This window comes from Streptomyces sp. NPDC091280, assembly GCF_044768565.1.
Classification (GTDB): Bacteria; Actinomycetota; Actinomycetes; order Streptomycetales; family Streptomycetaceae; genus Streptomyces.
Genome location: NZ_JBIVUZ010000015.1, coordinates 16,820 through 43,687, shown reverse-complemented (window position 1 = coordinate 43,687; position 26,868 = coordinate 16,820). Strand labels below are relative to the sequence as shown.

Annotated in this window: 22 protein-coding genes; 8 read left to right on the top strand and 14 right to left on the bottom strand. The window is 71.2% G+C overall.

Annotated features, from left to right (window positions below; translation table 11 throughout):
* Positions 1 to 420 precede the first annotated feature (420 nt).
* Both ACIQPR_RS38130 and ACIQPR_RS38125 read left to right on the top strand, forming a co-directional pair.
* Positions 421 to 1,005: a hypothetical protein gene (locus ACIQPR_RS38130; protein WP_403658289.1), complete on the top strand. Its 585-nt coding sequence runs from the start codon at positions 421 to 423 to the stop codon at positions 1,003 to 1,005.
* A gap of 284 nt (positions 1,006 to 1,289) precedes the next feature.
* Positions 1,290 to 1,481, top strand: coding sequence for a DUF5999 family protein (locus ACIQPR_RS38125; RefSeq protein ID WP_200713605.1), 192 nt, complete (start codon positions 1,290 to 1,292; stop codon positions 1,479 to 1,481).
* A gap of 114 nt (positions 1,482 to 1,595) precedes the next feature.
* On the opposite strand, the gene ACIQPR_RS38120 is transcribed toward ACIQPR_RS38125, so the two are convergent.
* From ACIQPR_RS38120 to ACIQPR_RS38080, 9 genes are all read right to left on the bottom strand, one after another.
* Positions 1,596 to 3,041, bottom strand: coding sequence for a glycoside hydrolase family 43 protein (locus ACIQPR_RS38120; RefSeq protein ID WP_403658286.1), 1,446 nt, complete (start codon positions 3,039 to 3,041; stop codon positions 1,596 to 1,598).
* 54 nt (positions 3,042 to 3,095) lie between these two features.
* Positions 3,096 to 5,642 carry a DUF4118 domain-containing protein gene (locus tag ACIQPR_RS38115; RefSeq protein ID WP_403658284.1) on the bottom strand — a complete coding sequence of 849 codons (2,547 nt, stop codon included), beginning with the start codon at positions 5,640 to 5,642 and terminating at the stop codon, positions 3,096 to 3,098.
* 1 nt (position 5,643) lies between these two features.
* A complete protein-coding gene (locus ACIQPR_RS38110) occupies positions 5,644 to 6,327 on the bottom strand; it encodes a response regulator (protein ID WP_403658281.1) in 684 nt (227 codons plus the stop codon).
* A gap of 100 nt (positions 6,328 to 6,427) precedes the next feature.
* Positions 6,428 to 7,060: a potassium-transporting ATPase subunit C gene (locus ACIQPR_RS38105; RefSeq protein ID WP_403658278.1), complete on the bottom strand. Its 633-nt coding sequence runs from the start codon at positions 7,058 to 7,060 to the stop codon at positions 6,428 to 6,430.
* Positions 7,061 to 7,066: 6 nt separating this feature from the next.
* Complete coding sequence (gene kdpB / locus ACIQPR_RS38100) at positions 7,067 to 9,166, bottom strand: potassium-transporting ATPase subunit KdpB (protein WP_403658275.1); 2,100 nt, start codon at positions 9,164 to 9,166, stop codon at positions 7,067 to 7,069.
* A 38-nt stretch (positions 9,167 to 9,204) separates the two neighbouring features.
* Positions 9,205 to 10,869 carry a potassium-transporting ATPase subunit KdpA gene (kdpA, locus tag ACIQPR_RS38095; RefSeq protein WP_403658272.1) on the bottom strand — a complete coding sequence of 555 codons (1,665 nt, stop codon included), beginning with the start codon at positions 10,867 to 10,869 and terminating at the stop codon, positions 9,205 to 9,207.
* 6 nt (positions 10,870 to 10,875) lie between these two features.
* On the bottom strand, positions 10,876 to 10,965 hold the full coding sequence (gene kdpF / locus ACIQPR_RS38090) for a K(+)-transporting ATPase subunit F (RefSeq protein WP_016434100.1): 90 nt from the start codon (positions 10,963 to 10,965) through the stop codon (positions 10,876 to 10,878).
* A complete protein-coding gene (locus ACIQPR_RS38085; protein ID WP_403658269.1) occupies positions 10,962 to 11,135 on the bottom strand; it encodes a hypothetical protein in 174 nt (57 codons plus the stop codon). The genes kdpF and ACIQPR_RS38085 overlap by 4 nt, the downstream gene beginning before the upstream one ends.
* A 70-nt stretch (positions 11,136 to 11,205) precedes the next feature.
* Positions 11,206 to 13,047, bottom strand: a complete 1,842-nt coding sequence (locus tag ACIQPR_RS38080) for an APC family permease (protein ID WP_403658266.1) — start codon at positions 13,045 to 13,047, stop codon at positions 11,206 to 11,208.
* A gap of 271 nt (positions 13,048 to 13,318) precedes the next feature.
* Here ACIQPR_RS38080 and ACIQPR_RS38075 point away from each other — a divergent pair, with 271 nt between their 5' ends.
* From ACIQPR_RS38075 to ACIQPR_RS38065, 3 genes are all read left to right on the top strand, one after another.
* Positions 13,319 to 14,893, top strand: coding sequence for a Na+/H+ antiporter (locus ACIQPR_RS38075; protein WP_403658263.1), 1,575 nt, complete (start codon positions 13,319 to 13,321; stop codon positions 14,891 to 14,893).
* A 341-nt stretch (positions 14,894 to 15,234) separates the two neighbouring features.
* A complete protein-coding gene (locus ACIQPR_RS38070; protein WP_403658260.1) occupies positions 15,235 to 17,193 on the top strand; it encodes an amino acid transporter in 1,959 nt (652 codons plus the stop codon).
* Between the two features lie 106 nt (positions 17,194 to 17,299).
* Complete coding sequence (locus ACIQPR_RS38065) at positions 17,300 to 17,821, top strand: hypothetical protein (protein WP_403658257.1); 522 nt, start codon at positions 17,300 to 17,302, stop codon at positions 17,819 to 17,821.
* Here ACIQPR_RS38065 and ACIQPR_RS38060 read toward each other — a convergent pair.
* Positions 17,799 to 18,389 carry a DUF1707 domain-containing protein gene (locus ACIQPR_RS38060; RefSeq protein WP_403658255.1) on the bottom strand — a complete coding sequence of 197 codons (591 nt, stop codon included), beginning with the start codon at positions 18,387 to 18,389 and terminating at the stop codon, positions 17,799 to 17,801. The genes ACIQPR_RS38065 and ACIQPR_RS38060 overlap by 23 nt on opposite strands.
* Positions 18,390 to 18,487: 98 nt before the next feature.
* On the opposite strand from ACIQPR_RS38060, the gene ACIQPR_RS38055 reads away from it, so the two are divergent.
* Entirely contained in the window at positions 18,488 to 18,883 is a 396-nt protein-coding gene (locus ACIQPR_RS38055; RefSeq protein WP_403658252.1) for a molybdopterin-binding protein, read from the top strand.
* A gap of 55 nt (positions 18,884 to 18,938) precedes the next feature.
* On the opposite strand, the gene ACIQPR_RS38050 is transcribed toward ACIQPR_RS38055, so the two are convergent.
* The 3 genes from ACIQPR_RS38050 to ACIQPR_RS38040 all read right to left on the bottom strand — a co-directional run bounded on the left by ACIQPR_RS38050 (position 18,939) and on the right by ACIQPR_RS38040 (position 22,665).
* Positions 18,939 to 20,099, bottom strand: coding sequence for an NAD-dependent formate dehydrogenase (locus ACIQPR_RS38050; RefSeq protein WP_403658249.1), 1,161 nt, complete (start codon positions 20,097 to 20,099; stop codon positions 18,939 to 18,941).
* Positions 20,100 to 20,203: 104 nt separating this feature from the next.
* Positions 20,204 to 21,136, bottom strand: coding sequence for a LysR substrate-binding domain-containing protein (locus ACIQPR_RS38045; protein ID WP_403658246.1), 933 nt, complete (start codon positions 21,134 to 21,136; stop codon positions 20,204 to 20,206).
* 26 nt (positions 21,137 to 21,162) lie between these two features.
* Complete coding sequence (locus ACIQPR_RS38040; protein WP_403658243.1) at positions 21,163 to 22,665, bottom strand: PucR family transcriptional regulator; 1,503 nt, start codon at positions 22,663 to 22,665, stop codon at positions 21,163 to 21,165.
* A gap of 180 nt (positions 22,666 to 22,845) precedes the next feature.
* Between ACIQPR_RS38040 and ACIQPR_RS38035 the strand changes: the two genes are divergently transcribed.
* Together ACIQPR_RS38035 and ACIQPR_RS38030 are read left to right on the top strand one after the other, a co-directional pair.
* A complete protein-coding gene (locus ACIQPR_RS38035; RefSeq protein ID WP_403658240.1) occupies positions 22,846 to 23,673 on the top strand; it encodes an FAD binding domain-containing protein in 828 nt (275 codons plus the stop codon).
* The gene (locus ACIQPR_RS38030; RefSeq protein WP_403658236.1) at positions 23,670 to 26,411 is read left to right on the top strand and encodes a molybdopterin-dependent oxidoreductase; all 2,742 of its coding nucleotides are present in this window, start codon (positions 23,670 to 23,672) and stop codon (positions 26,409 to 26,411) included. The genes ACIQPR_RS38035 and ACIQPR_RS38030 overlap by 4 nt, the downstream gene beginning before the upstream one ends.
* Here ACIQPR_RS38030 and ACIQPR_RS38025 read toward each other — a convergent pair.
* On the bottom strand, positions 26,323 to 26,814 hold the full coding sequence (locus ACIQPR_RS38025; RefSeq protein WP_403658234.1) for a molybdopterin-dependent oxidoreductase: 492 nt from the start codon (positions 26,812 to 26,814) through the stop codon (positions 26,323 to 26,325). The two genes, ACIQPR_RS38030 and ACIQPR_RS38025, sit on opposite strands and share 89 nt — an antisense overlap.
* Positions 26,815 to 26,868 lie beyond the last annotated feature (54 nt).

Sequence of the window (26,868 nt, the reverse complement as noted above, 5' to 3'; positions counted from 1 at the left end):
ACCCGCGGCACATTCACGAGGCATGGCGCGATGCGCGGTTCCGGGCACAATGCGGACCTCGTGAAAAACGCCGACGAGAATTGGCCGACCGCCCGGCCGACATATCCCGAGGTCATCGCTGTTTCCCCGGTTCGGAACCGGGATGATTCCCGCGAATCGCTGGCCGAATAGCCCCTTGTTGTTCATACGGGAAACGGTTAGACGAAACATCGTCTGAACACGTGTCGTATAAACTCCGCGAACAAGGCAGAAGGTTGGCGCCCACGGTCCTGGTCCTGCCGTCGAGGTGACGTGCGGCAGGCCCTGCCCATGTCCACAGCACCCCCGGCCCCCGCCTCTCTGACCCCGAGAGCTGACAGCGCCGTCCGCCCCCGTCCCGCCCTCGCGCCACCGTGCCTGTCGAATGAGAGGCGACCCACCATGCCGCTGCATGTCCCCCCGGCTCCCGCGCCCGCCCTGCGCTCCGTTCTCACGGCACTCGGTTCCCCCACCGCGGTCCGCGAGGCCCGAACGCCGTCCCTGCGCGCCGCCCAGGGACCCGCCACACCCGAACTCCCCCTGCCCGTGCACGTATTGGACCGCGTCACGCCGGAGGGGACCGCCGTCACCTCGCTGGCCGGATGGCGGTTCCTGATCCGCTGCGGGGACCGCGCGGTCGCCGCCGCCGAGACGATGCTGACCCCCGACGGCTGGGCGTTCTCGCACTTCTTCGAGGGCCCCTACATCGCCGCGACCGAGCAGGCGTTGCGCCAGGCCGAGACCATGCCGGGCGCCCACCAGGCGCGTCTGCTGTCCGTGCCCGGCCTCTACATGCTGACGCTGTGGCTGCACGGCGACCTCGCCGCGGACGGCGCCGGCGGCCACCCCGCCGCGACCGATCTGCTGGTCCCGCTGGCCCCGGCACCCCCCGGTATCGCGGCCCACCGTCCGCACCGGGTCGCCGAGTTGCTGCCGATGCTGACACATCGGGTGACTCCGGCACCGCTACTCGGCTCACCCGCCTGACTTCTCTCCGCTGTCATCCCCGTGCCCCGCCGCCGAATTCCCGGCGGCGGGGTACGATCGCGTTTCCGATCGTCTTTGTGTTCGTATCGCTCGTACGAGCAGGAAAAAGCTCGTACGAGCCGGGAATTGGGCTGAACCGTCCGCGCGGGTGATGCGTCATCAACCTGTGAGAAGCGGTGCCGCGAAATCCCTGCGGATTGACGCCCGTGGGGCAACACTGGGTTCAGACCAACTCAACACCACGGGGGACGAACATGACCACAACTGAGCGAGAGATCCCACCAATGTGCAAGCACCAGCCGCCGTGTCCCACAGCCGAATCAGCCGACCGGGAATCCGCCCGCCTCACGGCGAGCCATCCGGAACAGGGCTGGAGCCTGCTGTGCAATGGCGTCCTCCTGTTCGAGGACACCGGTGAGCTTCTGCCCGACGGCCAGATCATCGCCCCGCACCGCCAGGTGATGACGGCCGCCTGAGCATTTCGAGAACATGAGGGGCCGGCCGCACACACTTCGGTGCGCACCGGCCCCGACGCGTATCCGGGGCCGGTCACTCCGCGTAGCCGACCGCTATGGATGCGGCGAGCCGCGCTACCGCTGTTCGTAGTCGAACCAGTCGAAGGCCGCCGTGCCCTCGGTGACGTACATGCCGATCACCCGGCCGGTGAAGCCTCCGGCGACCTCGGTGGAGAGATAGCGGCCGTCCAACTCGGCCAGTTCCACGGCGCCTTCGGGGCCCTCGACGGAGAAGGTGAGGGTGTCGGGGCCGCGCGTGCCGGTGTCGGCCGTGCTGATGGCGACGGCGAGGGTGAGCGGACCGGGCGGCACCTGCCGTTCGGCGATCCGCTGCCGTACCGGGCCGATCCGGGCGACCACGCCCGCCACTCCCCCGGCGATCTCGATGTCGTAGTGATGGGCCCCGTCCATGCGGACGGAGAGGCCGGCCCGCCCGGTGCCGGGGTCGACGCGGACCGCCGCCCGGCAGTCCGGGTGCTGCTGCCGCCGCCCGAGGAAGGCGGGGCCGGACCGCGCGTGGAGGGTCAGCCACCCCGGGCGCCCGCTCAACGACCAGCTGTCGTCCGGCCTGGCGCACGGGGAGATCCAGCAGTGGGCGAGCGCCGGCTCGTCGAAGTCGTCGCGGACCGGCGGGAGTTGGACCGGGTGCCAGGCCTCGGGCGCCGGGTGCCGTTCCCGTACCGGGCCGACCTTCGGCCAGCCGTCGGCCCACTCGACCGGGATCAGGAACGTCTCGCGGCCCAGCACGTGGAAGCCGGGGAACCAGCCCCGGGGCCGGGTGCCGAGCAGCACCATCCACCAGGTGCCGTCGGGCGCGGTGACCAGGTCGGCGTGGCCGGTGTTCTGGACCGGGAGGTCGGTGCTGCGGTGGGAGAGGATCGGGTTGGCGGGGGCGGGCTCGTAGGGCCCGCGCGGGGAGCGGGCGCGGGCGATCGAGACGCTGTGGCCGTGTGCGGTGCCGCCCTCGGCCAGCATCAGGTACCACCAGTCGCCGACGCGGTAGAGGTGCGGGGCCTCCGGGTGCTGGAGTCCGGTGCCGGACCAGACGGGGAAGGGACCCTCCAGGACCTTGCCGGTCGCGGGGTCGATGCGGGCGACCTTCACCCCGGCGACCGCGCACCAGCAGGTGCCGTCCTCGTCCCACGCCAGGTCGGGGTCGATGCCCGGGACATCGACGAACACCGGGTCCGACCAGGGGCCTTCGGGCCGTTCGGCGGTGACGATGAAGGTGCCCCTGCCGCCCACGTCGGTGGTGACGAGGTGGAAGCGGCCGTCGTGGTGGCGGAGGGTCGGGGCGTAGATGCCGGCCGAGGCGGGGGTGTCGGCCGGCAGGTCCAACTGGCTCGGCCGGTCCAGGACGTTGCCGATCTGGCGCCAGTGCACCAGGTCCCGGCTGTGGAAGAGCGGGACGCCGGGGAAGTACTCGAAGCTGGAGCACGCGAGGTAGTAGTCCTCGCCGACCCGGCAGACGCTGGGGTCCGGGTGGAAGCCGCCGATGACCGGGTTGTCGTAGGTCCGCATGGGTGTCCGCCCCTCCGTCCGGCCCGGCGAAAGTTTCGGGCCGCTCCGCGAATCTTACGGAGCGGGACTGTAGGTGGATCCTTGTGCGGGGGCAAGGTCGGGCGCGGGGGCGCGGCGCAGGCTGAGGACCATCGTGAGGCCGCCGCCGGGGGTGTCCTCGGCGCCGAGTGTGCCGCCGAGGGCCTCGGTGAAGCCGCGGGCCACCGCGAGGCCGAGGCCGACTCCGGCGCCGCGCGGGGCGTCGCCGTAGCGCTGGAAGGGCTCGAAGATGCGGTTCTTCGCCTCGTCGGGGACGCCCGGGCCGCGGTCGACCACCCTGATCTCGACGCGGTCGGCGATGGCACTCGCCTTGACCAGGACGGGAGTTGAGCCCGGGCTGTACTTGACCGCGTTCTCGACCAGGTTGGCCACCGCGCGTTCGAGGAGCCCGGGGTCGACGGCGACCATGGGCAGTGTCTCCGGGATGTCGAGTTCGACGGTGTCCTCGGGGACTCCGCCCAGTGCCATCGGGACGACCTCGTCGAGGTCCACCTCGCGGATCGTCGGGGTGACCGTGCCGGTCTGGAGGCGGGACATGTCGAGGAGGTTCCCGACCAGGTTGTCGAGCCGGTCGGCGCCGTCCTCGATGCCCTCCAGCAGCTCGGCCCGGTCCTCCCGCGACCAGTCGACGTCCTCGGAGCGGAGCGAGGTGACGGCCGCCTTGATGCCGGCGAGGGGGGTGCGCAGATCGTGGCTCACGGCCGCCAGCAGGGCCGTGCGGATGCGGTTGCCCTCGGCCAACGCGCGCGCCTGGTCGGCCTCTTCGCGCAACCGTCGACGGTCGAGCACTACGGCGGCCTGCGCGGCGAAGGCGGCCAGCACCCGGCGGTCCTCGGCGGGGAGCACCCGCCCGGACAGCGCGAGGGCCATGTGGTCGCCGACCGGTACGTCGACGTCCGCGTCCTCGGGATTCTGACAGGGGCGCGGGCCGACGCTGCCCGCGCAGGTCCAGGGCTCGACGTCGCTCGCCCGCTCCAGCAGGGCGGCGGACTCCATCCCGAAGGTCTCCCGGACCCGTTCCAGGAGCGCCTCCAGGCTGGTCTCGCCGCGCAGCACATTGCCCGCGAGAAAGGAGAGGATCTCCGACTCGGCGCGCAGCCGGGCCGCTTGATGGGTGCGCCGGGCCGCGAGGTCGACCACCGACGCGACGGACACCGCCACCGACACGAAGATCGCGATGGCGACGATGTTCTTCGGGTCGGCGATGGTGAAGGTGTGCACGGGTGGGGTGAAGTACCAGTTCAGCAGCAGTGATCCGACCGCCGCCGAGGCCAGCGCGGGCAGGAGTCCGCCGAGCAGGGCCGCCGCCACGGTGAGCGACAGATACAGCAACATGTCGTTGGCCAGGCCCACTTCGGGCGCGACTCCGCTCAGCAGCCAGGTCAGCAGCAGCGGGCCGCCGATACCGGCCAGCCAGCCGCCGACGATCCGGGCCCGGCCCAGCCGCGCACCCCGGTTCACCGGCAGTCCGCGTCCCTTGCCCGCCTCGTCGTGGGTGATGAGGTGGACGTCGAGATCGGGTCCCGAGTCCCGGGCGACCGTCGCGCCGACGCCGGGTCCGAAGACGTACTGCCAGCCCTTGCGGCGGGAGACGCCGAGGACTATCTGGGTGGCGTTGACCCCGCGCGCGAACTCCAGCAGGGCCACCGGGATGTCCTCGCCGACGACCTGGTGGAAGGTGCCGCCCAAGTCCTCGACGAGCGTGCGCTGTTGGGCCAGTTCCTTCGGGGAGGCGGAGGTCAGGCCGTCGCTGCGGGAGATGTAGAGCGCGAGCACCTCGCCGCCCGCGCCCTTCTCGGCGAGCCGGGCGGCCCGGCGGATCAGCGTGCGCCCTTCCGGCCCGCCGGTGAGGCCTACGACGATCCGCTCCCGTGAGCCCCAGATCGCCGAGACGCGGTGTTCGCTGCGGTACTCCTGGAGGTAGGCGTCGACCCGGTCGGCGAGCCAGAGGAGCGCCAACTCCCGCAGGGCGGTGAGGTTTCCGGGCCGGAAGTAGTTCGACAGGGCCGCGTCGACCTTGTCCGGTTGGTAGATGTTGCCGTGTGCCATGCGGCGGCGCAGCGCGGGTGGTGACATGTCGACGAGTTCGATCTGGTCGGCGCGGCGGACGACTTCGTCCGGGACGGTCTCCTGCTGCCGGACGCCGGTGATGGACTCGACGATGTCGCCCAGGGATTCCAGGTGCTGGATGTTGACGGTCGCGACGACGTCGATGCCGGCGGCGAGGAGTTCCTCGATGTCCTGCCAGCGCTTGGTGTTGCGGGAGCCGGGGATGTTGGTGTGCGGGAGCTCGTCGACGAGGGCCACCTCGGGGTGGCGGGCGAGCACCGCGTCGACGTCCATCTCGCTGAACGTCGTTCCCCGGTAGGCGAGTTCGCGGCGCGGGATCTCTTCCAGGCCGTGCAGCATCACCTCGGTGCGCGGCCGGCCGTGGTGCTCGACGAAGGCGACCACGCAGTCGGTGCCCCGCTCGGTCCGGCGGTGGGCCTCGGACAGCATCGCGTACGTCTTGCCGACGCCCGGTGCCGCGCCGAGGTAGATCCGGAGCTTGCCGCGTCCCATGTCATCCTTCGAAGCGGTAGCCCATGCCGGGCTCGGTGATCAGATAGCGGGGGCTCGACGGGTCCCCCTCCAACTTCCTTCTCAACTGGGCCATGTAGACCCGGAGGTAGTTGGTCTTGTTGCTCTGGGACACCCCCCACACCTCCTGGAGCAGGTACTTCTGCGTGACGAGGCGGCCCGGGTTGGTGATCAGGATCTCCAGCAGATGCCACTCGGTGGGGGTGAGGCGGATGTCGTGTCCGGCGCGGGTGACCTTCTTGGCGAGCAGGTCGATGGTGAAGTCGTCGGTGGTGACCAGGGTGGTGGCCGGGGCGAGCGGTGCGTCCTCCACGCGGCGGACGGCGGCCCGCAGCCGGGCCAGGAGTTCGTCCATGCTGAACGGCTTGGTGATGTAGTCGTCGGCGCCCGCGTCGAGGGCGGCGACCTTCTCGGCGGAGCCCTGGCGGGCCGAGAGCACCAGGATCGGGACGCGGGTCCAGCCGCGCAGCGACCTGATGACGTCGACGCCGTCCATGTCGGGCAGTCCGAGGTCGAGCATCACGACGTCCGGCTGCCGTACGGCGGCCAGCCGCAGCGCGGTGGCACCGTCCGGGGCCGCGTCCACCCCGTACTGGCGGGCCTGCATGTTGATCACGAGGGCCCGTACCAGCTGCGGGTCGTCCTCCACCACCAGCACCCTTGTCATGGGGGTGTGCCTTTCCTGTGGTCCCTGGTACGGCGCCGGGAGTCGGCGGCACCGGGATCCGCCCCGGGCCGCCGGCTCCCCTGCCGGTCGCGTAACGCCATCAGCTCTTCGTCACAAGGGACTTGAGCGCGATGTTGAGTTCCAGCACGTTCACCGTGGGCTCGCCGATGAAGCCGAGGGTGCGGCCGTCGGTGTGCTGCTCGACCAGCTTCTCCACCCGGGCCACGGAGAGGTGGTTGCGCTCGGCGACCCGGTGGACCTGGAGTCGGGCGTAGGCCGGGGAGATGTCCGGGTCGAGGCCGGAGCCGGAGGAGGTGACGGCGTCGGCCGGGACCTGGGAGGGCCTGACCTTGTAGTCGGCCGTCGAGTTGTTCTTGACGACCGCCGCCTTGGCGTCCTCCACCTGCTTGACGAGCACCTTGCTGTCGGCGGCGAGGTTGGTGGCACCGGAGAGGATCAGCTTGTACTGGGTGTTGACCGAGTTGGTGCCCAGGCCGTTCGCGGGCCGCCCCTGGAAGTAGTCGAGGCTGTAGCCCTGTTGGCCGATGAGCGAGGACCCGACGACCTTGCCGTCCGCCTTGATCTCCGAGCCGTTCGCCTTGTTGTTGAACACGGCCTGGGCCACACCGGTGACCACCAGCGGGTAGATGACGCCCGTGACCAGGGTCAGCACGAGGAGGGCACGCAGGGCCGCCCAGAGCAACCGGGCGCTGTTCGTAACGGAGTTGTTCATGTCGGATCAGCCGATCCCGGGGATGAGGGAGATGAGGAGGTCGATGAGTTTGATGCCGACGAAGGGCGCGATCAGCCCGCCGACGCCGTAGATCGTGAGGTTGCGGCGGAGCATCTTGTCGGCGCTGACCGGCCGGTACTGCACGCCCCGCAGGGAGAGCGGGACCAGCGCGATGATGACCAGCGCGTTGAAGATGACCGCGGAGAGGATCGCGGAGTCGGGCGAGGCCAGGTGCATGATGTTGAGCTTGTCCAGGCCCGGGTAGACGGCCGCGAACAGCGCCGGGATGATCGCGAAGTACTTCGCGACGTCGTTGGCGATCGAGAACGTCGTCAACGCGCCCCGGGTGATGAGGAGTTGCTTGCCGATCTCGACGATCTCGATGAGCTTGGTCGGGTTCGAGTCGAGGTCGACCATGTTGCCGGCCTCCTTCGCGGCCGACGTGCCCGTGTTCATCGCGACGCCGACGTCCGCCTGCGCGAGGGCCGGCGCGTCGTTGGTGCCGTCACCGGTCATCGCGACCAGCTTGCCGCCGGCCTGCTCCCGCTTGATGAGCGCCATCTTGTCCTCGGGAGTGGCCTCCGCGAGGAAGTCGTCGACGCCCGCCTCGTCGGCGATGGCCTTCGCCGTCAGCGGGTTGTCGCCCGTGATCATGACGGTCTTGATGCCCATCCGGCGCAGTTCGTCGAACCGCTCGCGCATCCCGGCCTTGACGACGTCCTTGAGGTGGATGACGCCCAACACCCGTGCGCCGTCGAGGTCTTCGACCGCGACGAGCAGCGGGGTGCCGCCCGCCGCGGAGATCCGGTCGGTGAGCGCGCCGGCGTCCTCGGACACCTCGCCGCCCCGCTCCCGGACCCAGGCGATCACCGAACCGGCCGCGCCCTTGCGGATCTTGCGCCCGTCGACGTCCACACCCGACATCCGGGTCTGGGCGGTGAAGGCGATCCACTCGGCGTGCGCCAACTCGCCCTGGTGGCGCTCGCGCAGGTCGTACTTCTCCTTCGCCAGGACGACGACGGAACGGCCCTCGGGCGTCTCGTCGGCGAGCGAGGAGAGCTGGGCGGCGTCGGCGAGCTGGGCCGCGGTGGTGCCGCTCACCGGTACGAACTCGGAGGCCTGGCGGTTGCCGAGGGTGATGGTGCCGGTCTTGTCGAGGAGGAGGGTCGAGACGTCGCCGGCGGCCTCGACCGCCCGGCCGGACATGGCCAGGACGTTGCGCTGGACGAGCCGGTCCATGCCCGCGATGCCGATCGCGGAGAGCAGCGCGCCGATCGTGGTCGGGATCAGACAGACCAGGAGGGCGACCAGCACGATCATCGTGAGGTGGGTGCCCGCGTAGTCCGCGAACGGAGGCAGCGTGGCGCAGGCCAGCAGGAAGACGATGGTGAGGGACGCCAGCAGGATGTTGAGGGCGATCTCGTTGGGTGTCTTCTGCCGGGCGGCGCCCTCGACCAGGGCGATCATCCGGTCGATGAAGGTCTCGCCGGGCTTTGTCGTGATCTTGATGACGATGCGGTCGGAGAGGACCTTCGTGCCGCCGGTGACGGCCGAGCGGTCGCCGCCGGACTCGCGGATGACGGGCGCGGACTCACCGGTGATCGCCGACTCGTCGACGGATGCGACGCCCTCGACGACGTCCCCGTCGCCGGGGATGATGTCGCCCGCCTCACAGACGACCAGATCACCGATCTTCAGGTCGGTGCCGGGGACCTGCTCCTCTCGATCGCCCACGAACCGCCGGGCCACCGTGTCGGTCTTGGCCTTGCGCAGGGTGTCGGCCTGCGCCTTGCCGCGGCCCTCGGCGACGGCCTCCGCGAGGTTGGCGAAGATCACGGTCAGCCAGAGCCAGGCGCTGATGGTCCAGCCGAACCAGTCGCCCGGGTCCTTGAAGGAGAAGACCGTGGTCAGCACGGACCCGATCCACACCACGAACATGACGGGCGACTTGACCATGATCCGCGGGTCGAGCTTGCGGCACGCGTCGGGCAGCGACCTGATCAGCTGCTTCGGGTCGAACAGGCCCGCGCCGACCCGGCTTTCGGAGGGCTTGTGCCCGGTCGGCAGATCGCTGTGCGGCGCCCTGGTCGGAGTGGCTGTGGACATCGCGTCCTCTTGGTTCTCTGTGTTACCGGTACGGGTGCTCATGACGCCAGCCCCTCGGCCAGCGGCCCCAGCGCCAGGGCCGGGAAGTAGGTCAGACCGGTGATGATCAGGATCGCGCCCACCAACAGGCCCACGAAGAGCGGCTTGTGGGTGCGGAGGGTGCCCACGGTCTCCGGGACGGGCCGCTGCTCGGCGAGCGAGCCGGCCAGTGCCAGCACGAACACCATCGGCAGGAAGCGGCCGAGCAGCATCGCGAGCCCGGTCATGGTGTTGAACCAGTCGGTGTTCGCGTTCAGCCCGGCGAAGGCCGAACCGTTGTTGTTCGCGGCGGAGGTGAAGGCGTACAGCACCTCGGAGAAGCCGTGCGCGCCGGAGTTGAGCATGGAGTGCGGCGGGGTCGGCAGTGCCATCGAGGCGGCGGCGAAGATCAGCACCAGGGCCGGGGTGATCAGGATGTAGCAGGCCGCGAGCTTCATCTCGCGGGTGCCGATCTTCTTGCCGAGGTACTCGGGTGTACGGCCGACCATGAGCCCCGCGATGAACACCGCGATGACCGCCATGATCAGCATGCCGTAGAGGCCGGAGCCGGTGCCACCGGGGGCGATCTCGCCCAACTGCATGCCCAGCATGGTGATTCCGCCGCCGAGACCGGTGAACGATGAGTGGAAGGAGTCCACCGCGCCCGTCGAGGTCAGGGTGGTCGACACCGCGAAGATCGAGGAGGCGCCGACACCGATGCGCTGTTCCTTGCCCTCCATCGCGCCGCCGGCGATCTGGAGCGCCGAGCCGTGGTGGGCGAACTCGGTCCACATCATCAGGGCGACGAAGCCGACCCAGATGGTGGCCATGGTGGCGAGGATCGCGTAGCCCTGCCTGATCGAGCCGACCAGCACGCCGAAGGTGCGCGTGAGCGCGAACGGGATGACCAGCAGCAGGAAGATCTCGAAGAGGTTGGTGAACGGGGTCGGGTTCTCGAAGGGGTGGGCGGAGTTGGCGTTGAAGTAGCCGCCGCCGTTGGTGCCGAGTTCCTTGATGGCCTCCTGGGAGGCGACCGCGCCGCCGTTCCACTGCTGGTGACCGCCCATGAACTGGCCGACCTCGTGGATGCCGGAGAAGTTCTGAATGGCGCCGCACGCGACCAGCACGATCGCGGCCACGACGGACAAGGGCACCAGGATGCGGATCGTGCCGCGCACCATGTCGGCCCAGAAGTTGCCGAGTTCACCGGTGCGGGAGCGCGCGAAGCCCCGTACGAGAGCCACCGCCACGGCGATGCCGACGGCCGCGGAGACGAAGTTCTGCACGGCGAGACCGGCGGTCTGCACGACGTGCCCCATGGTCTGCTCGCCGTAGTACGACTGCCAGTTGGTGTTCGTCACGAACGACACGGCCGTGTTGAACGACTGCGCCGGATCGACCGAGGAGAAGCCCAACGAGCCCGGCAGGATGCCCTGAAGGCGCTGGAGCAGATACAGGAAGAAGACCCCGACCGCCGAGAAGGCGAGCACTCCGCGCAGATACGCGGGCCAGCGCATCTCGGTGTTCGGGTCGGCGCCGATGCCCTTGTAGATCCACTTCTCGACCCGCCAGTGCCGGTCGGAGGAGTAGACCTTGGCCATGTAGTTGCCGAGGGGGACGTAGACGAGCGCCAGTGCCGCTATGAGCGCGATCAGCTGGAGCACACCGGAAAGGACGGGACCCATCGCTGCTCAGAACCTCTCCGGAAAGATCAGGGCGAGGACGAGATAGCCCAGCAGAGCGACGGCCACGACGAGGCCGACGATGTTCTCGGCGGTCACAGCTTCGTCACCCCCTTGGCGACGAGGGCCACCAGCGCGAAGACCGCGACCGTGGTGACGACGAAGGCCAGATCGGCCATCGTGAGCTCCTGGAATGAGGTGCGGATGGAACGGACGTTTAGAGGTAACCGCGCTCCCGCCCGAATCCGGCCGCCGTTGACGGGTCCCATACGGCGGCACCCACGCCTTTGACGGGACTCTTACGGCGGCACCGGCCCTCGGCCGGTGCCGCCCCGCGCGTCAGAGCAGCCGGAACCTCAGCCGGCAGATCACCGCGTCCGTGTCGCGCCGTACGGCGTGGGCGACGACGGCGCCGCGCTGGTTCTGGAGCAGGCGTTGCCACAGGCGGACCGGCTCGACCTCGGCGATCAGGACGGTGACCCGGGTGTCCGGTTCGGTGGCCGAGACGTCCCGTACGTAGGCGGCGATCGGGCGGCCCAGGGTGCGGCGTTCGCAGGTGAGGCGGACCAGGGGTACGCCGGGGTTCCACTCGGCCCAGGCGTGTTCCAGGGCGTGGAGGTGGGCGCGGTCCTCGGGGTCGGGGTAGCAGACGGTGACCGCGCGGACCTCGTCGCCGAGGGACGCGGCGGCCGTCAGTGCCTCGGAGGTGAGCCGGGTGAGGGAGGAGACGGGCACGATCACGACGGAGCGGTCGCGGTGCGGCGGCTCGGGGATACGGCCGAGGCCGAGCCGTTCGCCGATGCGCGCGTAGGCGCGGTGGACCGTCTCGAAGGCCACGACCAGGAGGGGCAGGGTGATCACGATCAGCCAGGCGCCCTCCTCGAACTTGCTCGCGGTGACGACGACCGCGGCGACCCCGGTGAGGACCGCGCCGAACCCGTTCAGCAGGGCTTTCCCGCGCCACCCGGTGCCACGCTCGCCGCGCCAGTGCCGGACCATGCCGACCTGGGCGACGGTGAAGCCGACGAACACGCCGATCGCGAAGAGCGGCACGAGGGTGTTGGTGTCGCCGCCGGAGAGGACGAGCAGCGCCGCCGAGACCGCGGCCAGCGCGAGCACGCCGTGGCGGTGCACCTGGCGGTCGGCCTTCAGCGCGAAGACGTGCGGGAGGTAGTTGTCCCGGGCGAGCAGCTTCAGCAGCACGGGCAGCCCGCCGAAGGACGTGTTCGCGGACAGGGCGAGCAGGATCATCGTCGCGAACTGGATGACGTAGAAAGCCCAGTTGTGGCCGAGGGAGGCGTCCGCGAGCTGGGCGAGGACGGTGACGCCCTGGACCGGCTGGAGGTGGAAGCGGGAGATCAGCACCGACAGCCCGATCAGCATCGCGCCGAGCACCGCGCCGAGGGCGACCTCCGCGCGCTGGGCCCGCTTGACGCGGTTCGCGCGGAAGGAGGGCACCGCGTTGGCGATGGCCTCGACGCCGGTGAGGGCGCTGCACCCGGAGGCGAACGCCTTCAGCAACAGCAGGGTGCCGACGCTCGTCGCGTTGTCCGCGAGCGCGGAGGGGTGACCGTCGGCGGTCGCGGTGCTGACCGGCGCGGACCGGAACAGGCCGACCGCGATGAGCGCGAAGACGGACCCGACGAACACGAGCGTCGGCACGACGAAGGCGCGCGCCGACTCGACGATCCCGCGCAGGTTCACGGCCGTGACCAGCACGAGCACCACGAGGCACAGTCCCAGCCGGTCGTCGTACAGGCGTGGGAAGGCCGAGGTCAGGGCGGCGACTCCGGCGGTGACGGCGACGGCGACGTTCAGGACGTAGTCCAGCACCAGGGAGGCGGCGGCCACCAGGCTGGTCCGGGCGCCCAGATGGGTCCGCGCGACGGCGTAGGAGCCGCCGCCGTCCGGGAAGGCCGCGATGACCTGCCGGTAGGAGGCGACGAGGACCGCCAGCAGGGCGGCGATGGCGAGCGTCACCGGCAGGGTGAAGCCGAGTCCGTGCGCCCCGGCGGCGGCCAGGACGAGGACGATCGCCTCGGGGCCGTACGCCACGGACGCCATGGCGTCCAGGGAGAGGGCGGCGAACCCGGCGAGGGCGGTCAGCCGGTGGCGCTCGCCGGTATCCGGGGGCTCCTCGTCGGCGGGCGTCTCGCCGGGCTGGACAGCAAGAACGGTCATGCTGGTGGCTCCTTCGCGTACGGTCGCGCGGTGACGGGAACGCGCGCGTGCGCTCAAGGTTCTGTCCCACCACCACTGGTTCCTCCTTCTCCTTGCGGCTTCTTCGCGCCGAACACGCGTTCCTTGACACGAATTTGACGAGGGTGTGACCGGGGCGACCGCGTTCGCCCGGGTGCGGGAGGTCGGGGCGGGTTAGGTTGGGCGCGGTGTGCCGGGAAGTCTGGTCGGCGGGGAGTCCGCATGGGCTCGTCCGGGACCACGAGGGGACGGCATGCGCGGCGTCGGTACGGTTCTCGCTCTCGTGGTACTCGCCACGCTGGTCGCGACGTTCGCCCGCCGGTGGCGGCTGCCAGCCCCCTCGCTCCTGGTCGTCGCCGGTCTGGCCGTGGCCCTGCTGCCGGGCACCCCGGCGATCGGGATCAGCCCGGACGTGATCGGGCTGGTGGTGCTGCCGCCGCTGCTCCACGCCAGTGCCGAGGACGTGTCGTGGCGCGAGCTGAAGGCCGTGTGGCAGCCGGTCGGCATCCTCGCGATCGGCCTGGTCGTCGCCTCCGCGGCGGCGGTGGGCTGGGTGGCGTCCGCGGTGACCCCGCTGTCCTGGCGGATGGCGTTCGTGCTCGGCGCGGTGCTGGCGAGCACCGACCCGGTCGCCGTCACCGCGCTGGGCCGGCGGCTCGCGCTGCCGCCCCGGGTCCAGATGCTCGTGCAGGCGGAGTCCCTCTTCAACGACGCGACCTCGCTGGTCCTGTTCCGGGTCGCGGTGAGTGTCGCGGTGGCCTCGGCGGCGGTCGGCTGGGGGGCCGCGGGCGGTGAGTTCGTGGTGCTCGCGGGCGGCGGCACGGTCATCGGCGCGGCCGTCGCGCACGCCGTGACCCTGATCCGGCGACGCACCGAGGACCCGGTCCTGGAGACGGTCATCGCCCTGGTCACGCCGTACGCGGCCTACCTGCTGGCGGAGGGCGCGCACACCTCCGGTGTGACCTCGGTGGTGGTGGCGGGCGTCGTGCTGGGCGGTCGCGGCGACCGGCTCACCGACGCCCGCATACGGCTCCAACTGCACGCCGTCTACGGCACGTTGGTGTTCCTGCTGGAGAGCGTGGTGTTCGCGCTGATCGGACTGGCGCTGCCCACGCAGGTGCGGGCGCTGTCCGACGGCGACCGGGCCTGGCCGCTGTACGCGCTCGCGGTGGCGGGCACCCTGATCGCCGTACGGCTGCTGTGGCTGGCGCCGTTGTCGGCGGTGGTGCAGCGCAAGGGCGGGACTCAGCGGGTGAACTGGCGGGTGCCGATGGTGCTGACCTGGGCGGGCACCCGGGGTGTCCTGCCGCTGGCGGCGGCCCTGTCGATCCCGGAGGTGACCAGGAGCGGCGCCGCGCTGACCGACCGCGCGCTGGTCCTGGTCCTCACCACCTCGGTCGTGGTCGTCACCCTCGTCGTGCAGGGCTTCACCCTCGCGCCCGTGGTCCGCCGCTCCGGCATCGCGCTGGAACCGGATCACACGGAACGCGAAGAGGCGTCCGCCCGCTGCAAGTTGGCCGACGCGGGCATCCGACGCCTCGACGAACTCGCCGAGTTGGAGGCCGTGCCGGACGTCGTCCTGGACCGGCTGCGCCGCGGCCTCAACGCCCGCCTCGACGACGCCCGCGACCGCCTCGCCGAGCCCAACGGCCAAGCGGCGCACGCCGAATCGGCCGACCTGGTCTACCGCCAGCTGCGCCGCGACCTGATCGCCGTGGAGGCGGTGGAACTCCGGCGGCTCTACGACGACCACGCCATCAGCGACACGACGCGCAGGCGTCTTCAGCGGTCGCTGGACCTGGAGGAGGCGAGGTTGGCGGACGTGTGAGGCGGTGGACGGCACGGGAGCGGGTCACGGCGGGCCGGGTCCGGGTGGCCGCTCGCTCCGGCATCCGCGTCCGGCCCGTCGTCACGCTCGGTGTCCACCTTCCGTCCACCGTCCCGTACGGCCCTCCCCACACCCCCCATACAGCCCAACGCGCCCCGAACCACCCCCGGCCACCCCTTCCTGACGCGCTGCTTCCGCCCGCCCGGCCAGTCTTAACGGAAGATTGACGCCCAGGGGCCCCGACATCCATGGGCCCACGCGTCACTCTCCGCTTACGCTGGTGCCGCCGTCCGCGTGATGGCCAGAAACCGCACGCTGACCCGCACCCCAGGAGCACGCCCATGGTCACGACCGAACACCCTCCCAGTCGCCTGCGCGCCTGGATGCTGGAAGGCCTGGCCGACATGGGCAAGGGCGGCGGCCGGCAGGTGCCGCAGTCCGCGCCGGAACCCGAACAGCAGGCGCACCAGGGCCAGCGCTGGTGGCGGGTGATGTGCCTGACCGGTGTCGACTACTTCTCCACCCTCGGCTACCAGCCCGGCATCGCCGCCCTGGCGGCCGGGCTGCTCTCGCCGGTCGCCACGATCGTGCTGGTGATCGTGACCCTGGCGGGCGCGCTGCCCGTGTACCGGCGGGTGGCGGAGGAGAGCCCGCACGGCGAGGGTTCGATCGCGATGCTGGAGCGGCTGCTGTCGTTCTGGAAGGGCAAGCTGTTCGTGCTGACCCTGCTCGGGTTCGCGGCGACGGACTTCCTGATCACCATCACCCTGTCGGCGGCGGACGCCTCCACCCACCTCGTGGAGAACCCGCATCTCACCAGCGTGCTGCACGACAAGCAGATGCTGATCACGCTCATCCTGGTCGCCCTGCTCGGCGCGGTGTTCCTCAAGGGCTTCATGGAGGCGATCGGTGTCGCGCTCTACCTGGTGGCGATCTACCTGAGCCTCAACGTGGTGGTCGTGGTCGTCGGCATGTGGCACGTGCTCACCGAGGCCCATGTGGTCACCGACTGGACCAGCGCCCTCACCACCGAGCACGGCAACGTCTTCGCCATGGTCGGGGTGTCCCTGCTGGTCTTCCCCAAGCTGGCCCTCGGCCTCTCCGGCTTCGAGACCGGCGTGGCCGTCATGCCGCACGTCGAGGGCGACCCGGACGACACCCACGAGCATCCCAAGGGCCGTATCCGGGACACCAAGAAGCTGCTGACGACGGCCGCGCTGATCATGAGCGTGTTCCTGATCGCGACCAGCTTCATCACCACCGTGCTGATCCCGGAGAAGGAGTTCAAGACGGGCGGCCAGGCCAACGGCCGCGCGCTCGCCTATCTCGCGCACGAGTACCTGGGCAACGCCTTCGGCACGGTCTACGACCTCTCGACCATCGCCATCCTGTGGTTCGCCGGTGCCTCCGCGATGGCCGGCCTGCTCAACCTGATGCCGCGCTATCTGCCCCGCTACGGCATGGCCCCGCACTGGGCGCGCGCGGTCCGCCCGATGGTGATCGTCTTCACGCTGATCGCGTTCCTGGTCACCTGGATCTTCGACGCGAGCGTCGACGCCCAGGGCGGCGCCTACGCCACCGGCGTGCTGGTCCTGATGTCCTCGGCCGCCATCGCGGTGACCATCTCCGCCCGCCGCGCCCGCCAGCGCAACTGGACCATCGCCTTCGGGGTCGTCTCGGCGGTCCTCCTCTACGTCACCGTCGTGAACGTCATCGAGCGCCCGGACGGTGTGAAGATCGGCGCCTGCTTCATCGCCGGCATCATCCTGGTCTCGCTGCTGTCCCGGCTGGCCCGCGCGTTCGAACTGCGCGTCACGAGTGTGCAGTTGGACCCGATGGCGGAACGGTTCATCCGGGACATGGCCAGCCGGAAGATCCGCTTCGTCGCCAACGAGCCCGACCGCCGCGACAAGGCCGAGTACCGGGAGAAGATCGAGCAGATCCGCGCCGACAACGACATCCCCGGCGAGGACTTCGTGTTCGTGGAGGTGACGGTCCTCGACGCCTCCGAGTTCGAGGCGGGCCTGACCGTGCGCGGCGAGGTGCTGCACGACCGCTACCGGGTGCTGACCCTGGAGTCCTCGTCCATCCCGAACGCCCTGGCCGCGCTGCTGCTCCACGTGCGCGACACGACGGGCCGCCTCCCCCACATCTACTTCGAATGGACCGAGGGCAACCCCTTCGCCAACTTCCTGCGCTTCTTCCTCTTCGGCCAGGGCGAGGTGGCCCCCGTCACCCGGGAGGTGCTGCGCGAGGCGGAACCGAACCGGGAGATGCGCCCGCGGGTGCACACCGGCTGAGCCGGACGGGCGGGAGCGTAAGAGACACGACAAAATCCGGCCGCACAGTGTAAGAGGCCCGTCAGCGGGCCGCACGGCGAGGGCGGGGCGGCCTACCGTCGGCCTCATGCGGCACAGCACCCCACCACCGGACCCGACCGGCGACCGCCACTGGCGCGGCGACGCCCGGCTGGCGGTGGGCTGCGCGCTCGGCTTCCTCGGGATGACCCTGCTGGTCGACTGGAACGCCGGGACCCTGACCCTGACCCGCGGGCTGCTGTGGTTCGCCCTGTCGGCCGCGCTCTGCGCCGTACTCCTCCCGCACCGCGTCACCGCGGGCCCCGGCTGGCTCACCGTGGACAGCCCGCTGCTGCGCCGCACGGTGCACACGGACGCGTTGACGGTCGTACGGCAGTACGGCGACGTCTCCGTGCGGCTGGTGCTGCGGGACACCTACGGACAGTGGCTGGAACTGGACCCCCGGGTCCTGGTCGCCAACCCCCTCCTCTGGCACGAACTGGACACGGGCATACGGCACTCGATGGAGCGCGGGACGCTGCGTCAGGGAACCGATGTCCGGCGGCGTCTGGGCCACCTGGTCGACGACGAGGGTGCCCGGTCGGTGCTCAGGGCGTCGGGGATTTCCTGACCCCGCGCCGGGTCCGGCGGACCAGGACCTTCCCGAACCCCAACTGCCCGACGATCTCCACCCGCAGCCGGACCGGAGCCCCCGCGTCCGCCGGCCCGCGCGTCTTGACCTTGCCGTAGTTGAGGACCAGGTCGTCGGTGTTCACCACGACTCCCGGCGGGAGCAGCAGTCGTAGCGCACCGAGGTGCATGTCCAGGTCGACGCGGAGCGTGGCCTGGGTGATCACCGCCTGGGTGAGGTCGAGGGTCACATCGCCCAGGCGGGACCGGATCTCCAGCCGGCGCGGCACGACCCAGCCGTCCCCGCGCCGGGTCGAGCCGCCGTTCTGCTCGATGCGGGCGACGTCCTTCACCTCGGCCGGGGTCGCGCCCGCGGCCACCGGCAGGTCCGCCGTCAGTACCGCCAGCTCCCCCAGCGTGCGGGCGGACAGGGCGGCCCCGACCCGCTCGTCCAGCTCCTCGGCGGTCAGCCGCCCGTCGCCGGCCGCACCGGTCAGCACGTCGACGACCCGGTCCCGGTCCGCATGCGAGGCCCGCAACCCGGTCGTGCCCATCAGCTCACCCGACATACCCTCACCCCGATCGACACACTGACGCTATATCGCGTTATACCCCAGGGTCGACCCCTCGTCCACCGACTTCCGTTTCTGCCCCTAGGGTGGCGCGTATGCAGTCCTACACAATCGGCCAGGCGGCGCGGCTGCTCGGCGTGAGTCCGGACACCGCGCGGCGGTGGGCGGACGCGGGCCGGGTGACGACCCATCGCGACGAGGGCGGCCGGCGGCTCATCGACGGTGTCGATCTGGCAGCGTTCTCGGTCGAGTTGGCGAAGTCGGGCATGGTCGAGGAGGGCACGTCCTACACCTCGGTGCGCAACGCGTTCCCCGGTATCGTCACCGCGATCAAGCTCGGTGACGTCGCCGCCCAGGTCGAGATCCAGGCCGGCCCGCACCGGCTGGTCTCACTGCTGACCCGGGAGGCCGTCGAGGAACTCGGCCTGGAGGTCGGCATGGAGGCCACCGCGCGCGTGAAGTCGACGAACGTGCACATCGACCGCGTGTGAGACGTGCGGCGGCCCCGGCCGTCGTCCGGGGACGCGGGTCCCGGACGTCACCGTGTCACTTGGTGACCGAGTAGGAGTGCGCACCGGTCCCGGCCAGCGCGCCCCCGTCCACGATCAGGTACTCGTCCCGGATCGGCCGCCCCGCGAAGAACGCCTCCAGGATCTCCCGGGTACCGGCCGCGTACCGGGCCTGCGCCGACAGCGAGGAACCGGAGATGTGCGGAGTCATCCCGTGGTGCGGCATGGTGCGCCACGGGTGGTCCGCCGGAGCGGGCTGCGGGAACCACACGTCACCGGCGTACCCCGCCAACTGCCCGCTGCGCAGCGCCCGTTCGACCGCGTCCCGGTCGACGATCTTCGCCCGCGCGGTGTTGATGAGATACGCGCCGCGCTTCATCTGCGCGAGCAGCTTGTCGCCGAACAGCCCCTCGGTCTCGGGGTGCAGGGGTGCGTTGATGGTGACGACGTCGCAGTGCGGCACCATGGCCTCGGCGCTGTCGTGCCAGGTCAGCCCCAACTCCCGCTCGACGTCCTCGGACAGCCGGTACCGGTCGGTGTAGTGCAGTTTCACGTCGAAGGGCGCGAGCCGCCGCAGCACGGCGAGTCCGATCCGCCCGGCGGCGACCGTCCCGACGTGCATGCCTTCGAGGTCGTACGAACGGGCCACGCAGTCCGCGATGTTCCACCCGCCGTCCAGCACGACCTGGTGGGACGGCAGGTAGTTGCGCACGAGGGACAGCGTCATCATCACGACGTGCTCGGCGACGCTGATGCTGTTGCAGTACGTCACCTCGGCGACCGTCACGCCGTGCGCGATGGCCGCGTCGAGGTCGACGTGGTCGGAGCCGATGCCGGCGGTGACGGCGAGCTTGAGGTTCTTCGCGGCGGCGATCCGCTCGGGGGTGAGGTAGGCGGGCCAGAACGGCTGCGAGATCACGATGTCGGCGTCGGCCAGTTCGCGGTCGAAGACCGAGCCCTCGCCGTCCTTGTCGGAGGTGACGACGAGCGTGTGCCCGGCGGCCTCCAGGTAGGCGCGCAGGCCGAGTTCGCCGGAGACGCTGCCGAGGAGGTGGCCGGGGGTGAAGTCGACGGCCTCGGGGGTGGGGGTGGTCTGGCCGCCCGGGTAGTGGTCGATCACGGGCAGGTCGTCGCGGGCGTACGAGGTCGGGTAACCGTCGGTGGGGTCGTCGTACAGGACACAGAGAACCTTGGCCATGTCGCGGCTCCTCAACTCCGTTGTCGGAAGGTGTACTTCACGATCCTCGGAGTGAATCGCCCTGGTCAAAGCGAACGTCGCTATGCCCGGATAGCCCGCGTCTATCAGCGCCCGTCGCCCAGGTAGGCGCGCAGCAGCTCGTCGAGCGCGTCCCGTACGCCCGCCTCCCGCGCCACCTTCAACAGGGCCTCCGCGAGCACCGATCGGGGCTCGGTGCGGGGGACGACGAGTCCGACCCGGGGCCCGTGCGCGGGCCCGTTCAGCGGCACCACCCGCATCCCGTCGGGTACGTCGAACATGCGCAGCCACGCATGGGAGATCACGCTCGACCAACGGCCGCCCGGGAGCAGCGTGTAGAGCCCGGCGACACTGTCCGACTCGATCGCGGGTGCGGCCGTCGCTCCCTCGGCGGCGAAGCACTCGTCGATGATGCGGCGGTTGCGCATCCGGGAGTTGAGGAGGCACAGCGGGAGGGTGGCCGCCTGCGCCCAACTCGCCCTGGACACACCGCCGAGCGGCCCGTCCACGGGGGTCAGGAGGACGTACCGCTCCTCGTACAGCGGGAAGCGGCGGACGTTGCGCAGGGTGTCGTCGTCGAGGTACGTCATCGCCGCGTCGAGCTCGAACTCGGCGAGCCCGTGGGTGATGTCGACGGACGCCAGCGACTCCAGGGCGACCCGGGCCCTGGGGTGCCGTTCGCAGAACGGGGTGGTGAGGAGGGAGGCGGCGGGCAGCGCGGTCGGCACCACGCCCAGCCGCAGGGTGCCGGTGAGGCCGCCGCGCAGGGTGGACAACTCCTGGTGCAGGGCGTCCCGTTCGGCCAGGATGCGGTGCGCCCAGACGAGCACCACCTCGCCTTCGGGGGTCAGTCCCTCGTACCGTCTGCCGCGGCGCACGATCGGCACGTCCAACTCGTGCTCCAGGCGCCGGATCGCGGCCGACAGCGAGGGCTGCGAGACATAGCAGGCCGCCGCGGCGCGCGCGAAGTGCCGCTCACGGGCGAGCGCGACGAGGTACTCCAGCTGACGCAACAGCATCCCTGACCTCCCCTGTGACGGGCAGGTTAGGCGCTGTCCGGCCGGCACAACAGGGCGGCCCACAGATCGAGTCGGTCGTAGAGGCGGGAGAGGTCGCGGCCGGTGAAGTGCTCGATGCGGCCGATGCGGTAGTGGACGGAGTTGACGTGCAGATGGAGTGCCTCCGCCGTCCGCGCCCAGGAGCCGTCGCAGGCGAGGAAGGTCTCCAGGGTCTCCAACAGGACGGCGTTGCCCCGCAGTTCGCCGAGTACGGTGCGGCTGAAGGCGGTCCGGACCTCGTCGGGCACTCCGGTGAGCAGCGCGCCGAGCCCGGTCAGTGTCGAGGCGTCGGTGAGCACGGAGCCTCCGTGTGCGGTGCCGCGCGCGGAGGTGAGCGCGTAACGCGCCTGTGCCAGTGCCCCGTTGAGCTCCCGCGCCCCGGGCACCGGGGTCCCGGTCCCGCCGTGGAGCGGCACGGCCGGTTCACTCCCGGCGACGAGCGGCCAGGCGTCACGAAGCGCGTCGGCCGCGTCCCCCGCGAGGACCGCGAACGCGGTTCCGTCCGGCAGCCGTCCCACGGCCGCCGCGCCGTCCCGAACTCCCGCCTCGGGAACCACATGGGCGACCACCTCCGCCAACGCCCCCTCCGCGAGCCCGGCCCGCTGTGCCCCGGTCTCCGCGACCAGCACGCGATACGGCCCTTCCTCCGGCAGCCCACAGGCCCGTAGCGCCGTCGTCACGGCCGAGGTGTCCGTGCCGGGTGCGGCGAGCAGCGCCCCCAACTCGTCGGCCGTCTGCCGCTCTTCGGCCCGCGACCGGACCCGCGCCTCCTGGCAGCGCCCGAGGACGGAGGCGAGTTCGTGCAGCATGCGGGGCGGCGCGTCGTCGGGGTCGGGCAGGCACAGGTGCCAGCGCTCGTACGGCGAGACCCCGTCGGCGTCGACGGGCAGGGCCTCCGCGAGCAGCGCGGCGGCCTTGTGCGCCGGTATCACGGCCGCGCCCGGAGTGGCGGCGACCGTGCGGCCGGACGGGGTGAGGACGTAGGCGACGGCGCGTTCGAGGTGGGCGAAGGCGGTCGCCATGACCGCCTCCGGGCCGGCGCCCTGCGCGGCCATCCGGCTCAGCCGCCCCCGGACCCCGTCCGGCAGCGCGTGCCGGCGGCTCAGCTCGCCCCAGCGCCCGAGGTACACGGTGTCGGTGATCGCGCGGAACATGATGTGCGCCGGTACGGCGGCCACCGGCATTCCGTGCCGGACGCACGCCTCGACCAGGTCGTCCGGCACCGAGCCGTGCGTCTCCTCGCCGGCGAGCAGCACGGCGGCGCCCGCTCCGCGCAGCGCGGACACGAAGCGTTCGGCCCGCCCCGGCCCGTCCTCGGCCGACCACCAGACCAGTCCGCTGAGCACCACCTCGTCCCGGCGCACGAACCGCGCGGGGTCCTCCAGGTCGGTCACGGTCACTCCGCTGATCTCCCGCGCCAGCTGGGCGTCCTCGGCCCACAGCAGACGCAGGCCGAGGGACTCGTCCTGAAGGAGGTGTTCGACGTGCATGGTTCCGGCTCCTCGCATCTCGCATTCGCCAGGTGAACACGAGTGATTGCATGGTAAGTGCAAGACCAATCGCCCGAAACGCCTCTTGGTGAATCCTCCAGTGCCGGGCCTTGGAACATCGGTGTTTCCGTGCTGTGAACCAGTCGTCCCGGCCGGGTCGGCGTTGCTTCACTGGCGGTCATGGACCTGAACACGGTGGCGGAGATCGTCGACGCCCGGCAGCCGACCCCCTGGCGGCCGGGCGACGCCTGGCTCGGCGGCGGCACCTATCTCTTCTCCGAGCCGCAGCCGCACCTGCGCCGCCTGGTGGACCTGAGCCGCACCGGCTGGACGCCCGTCCAGCGCCTCCCGGACGGCTCGCTGGAGATCGCGGCGACCTGCACGATCGCCCAACTCTCGCGCTTCGCGGCGGAGTTGACGGCCGAGGCGGCCCCGCTCCTCGAACAGTGCTGCCGCGCCTTCCTCGCCTCCTTCAAGATCTGGAACATGGCGACGGTCGGCGGCAACCTCTGCAACGCGCTGCCCGCGGGCCCGATGATCTCCCTCACGGCCGCCCTGGACGCCGAGTGCCTGCTCCTCGCCCAGGACGGCGCCCGCCGCCGCGTCCGCGTCGCCGACTTCGTCACGGGCGCGGGCCGCAAGGACCTCGCCGAGGGCGAACTCCTGCGCTCGATCACCGTCCCGGCCCGCGCCCTGGCCTGCCGTACGGCCTTCCGGCAGGCCTCCCTCTACGGCCTCGGCCGCTCCGGGGTCCTGGTCATCGGCACGGTGGACCCGGGGGACGGCTCGTTCGCGCTGACGATCACGGCCTCGACGGTCCGCCCGTTCCGGCTGCGCTTCCCGCTGCCGCCCACGGCCGGGGAACTGCGGACGGCGATCTCCGCCGCCGTGGCCGACGACGACTGGTTCGACGACATCCACGGGCTGCCGGAATGGCGGGCGCACATGACGTTCCGCCACGCGGAGGAGATCCGCCGGGAGCTTGTGCCGGAAGGGGCAGCAGCATGAGGATCGACATCAACGGCCGTTCCTTCGCCGAGGAGCCCCGTCCGGGCCAGTGCCTGCGCACCTACCTCCGCGAGCGCGGCTGGTTCGGGGTGAAGAAGGGCTGCGACGCGGGCGACTGCGGCGCCTGCACGGTCCATGTGGACGGCGAGCCGGTGCACAGCTGCCTCTACCCGGCCTTCCGCGCGGACGGCCGTAGCGTCACCACGGTCGAGGGGCTGGCCGCCGAGGACGGCGAACTCCACCCGGTGCAGCGGAAGTTCCTCGACGCGCAGGGCTTCCAGTGCGGCTTCTGCACGGCCGGTTTCCTGATGACGACGGCCGCCCTAGACGAGGACCAACTCGCTGACCTCCCCCGCGCGTTCAAGGGCAACCTCTGCCGCTGCACCGGCTACCGCGCCATCGAGGACGCGGTACGCGGGGTGTGCCATGCCGAAGCGCCGGGCGCGGGCGAGGCGGTGGGCCGCAACCTCCCCGCCCCCGCGGGCCCCCAGGTGGTCACCGGCACGGCCCGCTACACCTTCGACATCGACGTCCCGGGCCTGCTCCACATGAAGCTCCTCCGCTCCCCGCACGCCCACGCCCGGATCACCGCGATCGACACCACGGCGGCCCGCCAAGTCCCGGGCGTGCACGCGGTGTTCACCCACCACGACGCCCCGGAGCGGCACTTCTCCACGGCCCGCCACGAGCACCCCACCGAAGACCCGGACGACACCCGCGTCCTCGACGACACGGTCCGCTACGTGGGCCAGCGCGTCGCCGCCGTGGTGGCCGACAGCGAGGCCGCCGCCGAGGAGGGCTGCCGCCGCGTCGAGGTGACGTACGAGATCCTGCCCGCGGTCCTCGACCCGGAGGAGGCGATGCGGCCCGGCGCGCCCGTCGTCCACGACAAGGACGCGGCCACGGCCCGCATCTCCCGCCCGCAGGACAACGTGGTGGGCGAGGCGCACGGCGAGATCGGCAGTGTCGAGGCGGGCTTCGCGGAGGCCGACGCGGTGTACGAGGACACGTACCGCACCCAGCGCGTCCAGCACGCGAGCCTGGAGACGCACGGCGCGGTGGCCTGGTTCGACGAGGACGACAGGCTGACCGTACGCACCAGTTCACAGACCCCGTTCCTGACCCGCCGCGCCCTGTGCGCGCTCTACGACCTCCCCGAGGAGCAGGTGCGGGTGATCGCCGGCCGGGTCGGCGGCGGCTTCGGCGGCAAGCAGGAGATGCTCGTCGAGGACATCGTGGCCCTCGCGGTCCTGCGCCTGCGCCGCCCGGTGAAACTGGAGTACACCCGCGCCGAGCAGTTCTTCGGCGCGACCACCCGCCACCCGTTCACGATCCACGTGAAGGCCGGCGCCCGCCGCGACGGCCGGCTCACCGCCCTCCAACTGCGCGTCGTCTCCAACACGGGCGCCTACGGCAACCACGGCCCCGCCGTCATGTTCCACAGCGTCGGCGAGTCGATGGCCGTCTACCGCGCCCCGCACAAGAAGGTCGACGCCTTCTCCGTCTACACGCACACCGTCCCGGCGGGCGCCTTCCGGGGCTACGGCCTCGGCCAGGTCATGTTCGCCGTCGAGTCGGCCCTCGACGAACTCGCCCGGCAACTCGGCCTGGAACCGCTGGAGTTCAAGGCCAGGAACATCATCGGCCCCGGCGAGGCGATGATCACCCCCGGCGGCGAGGAGGAGGACCTGCACATCGCGAGCTACGGTCTCGACCAGTGCCTGTCGATCGTGCGCCGCGCGCAGAGCGAGCCCGCGCAGGCGGCTCCCGAGGGCTGGCTGGTGGGCGAGGGCACGGCCCTGGCGATGATCGCGACGGGCCCGCCCGGCGGCCACATCGCCGACGCGAGGGCGAGCCTCCTGCCCGACGGCGGCTTCGATCTCGCCGTGGGCACCGCCGAGTTCGGCAACGGCACGACGACCGTCCACCGCCAGATCGCGGCCGGTGAACTCGCCACCACCGTCGACCGGATCACCGTCCGCCAGTCCGACACGGACGTCGTACGCCATGACACGGGCGCGTTCGCCTCCACCGGCACGGTGGTCGCGGGCAAGGCCACACTGCGCGCCTCCCGCGCCCTGGCCGACCAGCTGCTCGACTTCGCCGCCGCCCATCTCCGACTCCCGCGCGCGGACTGCCGGTTGGCGGAGGAGGCCGTACTGCACCGGAACGGGCGCCTCACGCTGAAGGAGCTGTACGCGGCGGGCGCGGCGGTCGGCGTGGAGTTCGCCTCCGAGGGGCACTTCGGCGGGACCCCGCGCTCGGTGGCCTTCAACGCGCAGTGGTTCCGGGTCGCCGTGGACCCGGACACGGGCGAGATCCGCATCCTGCGCAGTGTGCACGCGGCGGACGCGGGCAAGGTGATGAACCCGATGCAGTGCCGGGGCCAGGTGGAGGGCGGGGTCGCCCAGGCGCTCGGCGCGACCCTCTTCGAGAACGTCCGCATCGACGGGCGGGGGGCGGTGGAGACGGCCGCGTTCCGGCGCTACCGGCTCCCGCAGTACGCGGACGTGCCCCGCACCGAGGTGCATTTCATGGAAACGGCGGACACCATCGGGCCGTTGGGCGCCAAGTCGATGAGCGAGAGCCCGTTCAACCCGGTCGCGCCCGCCTTCGCCAACGCGCTGCGGGACGCGACGGGCGTCCGCTTCACCGAACTTCCGCTGACCCGCGACCGGGTGTGGCTGGCACTGGCCGACTCGCCGCGCCGTACCCCCCGTCCACCCGTATCGCGCTGATCCCACTGATGTGCCGGGCCCCGCAACGGTCCTGCGGGAGCACGAGTTGCGGACCGGCACGGTCGAGCGGGGTGTCATCGATGCTCACGGCGAGCAGAACAGGGGCATGAGCGAAGTCGGGGTCGATCTCGGCCCAGGACAGCAGCGCGTGGTGCCCGTCCGTCCCGCTGACCGCGATGAGGAAGCGCAGCCGGTCCTTGCGGCGGACGGGGTCGAAGCCGGGACCGGCCGAGGACAGCACGTCGTAGAGGCGTGGTCCCGCGAAGCGGTGGACCTGGGTGCCGCTGGTGGCGCACTCGAAGCTGACCCGGACGCGGTGCAGCGGCCAGTTCAGCAGGTCCGGCACGGTCAGCCGGGTGGGCCGGGCGAGGTCCCCCGTCAGGTCGAGCTGCGCGAGTGTCACGAGCCGTCACCTCCCGGAATGTGGTACCCGGACGACGGTCCCGTACAAACGCAC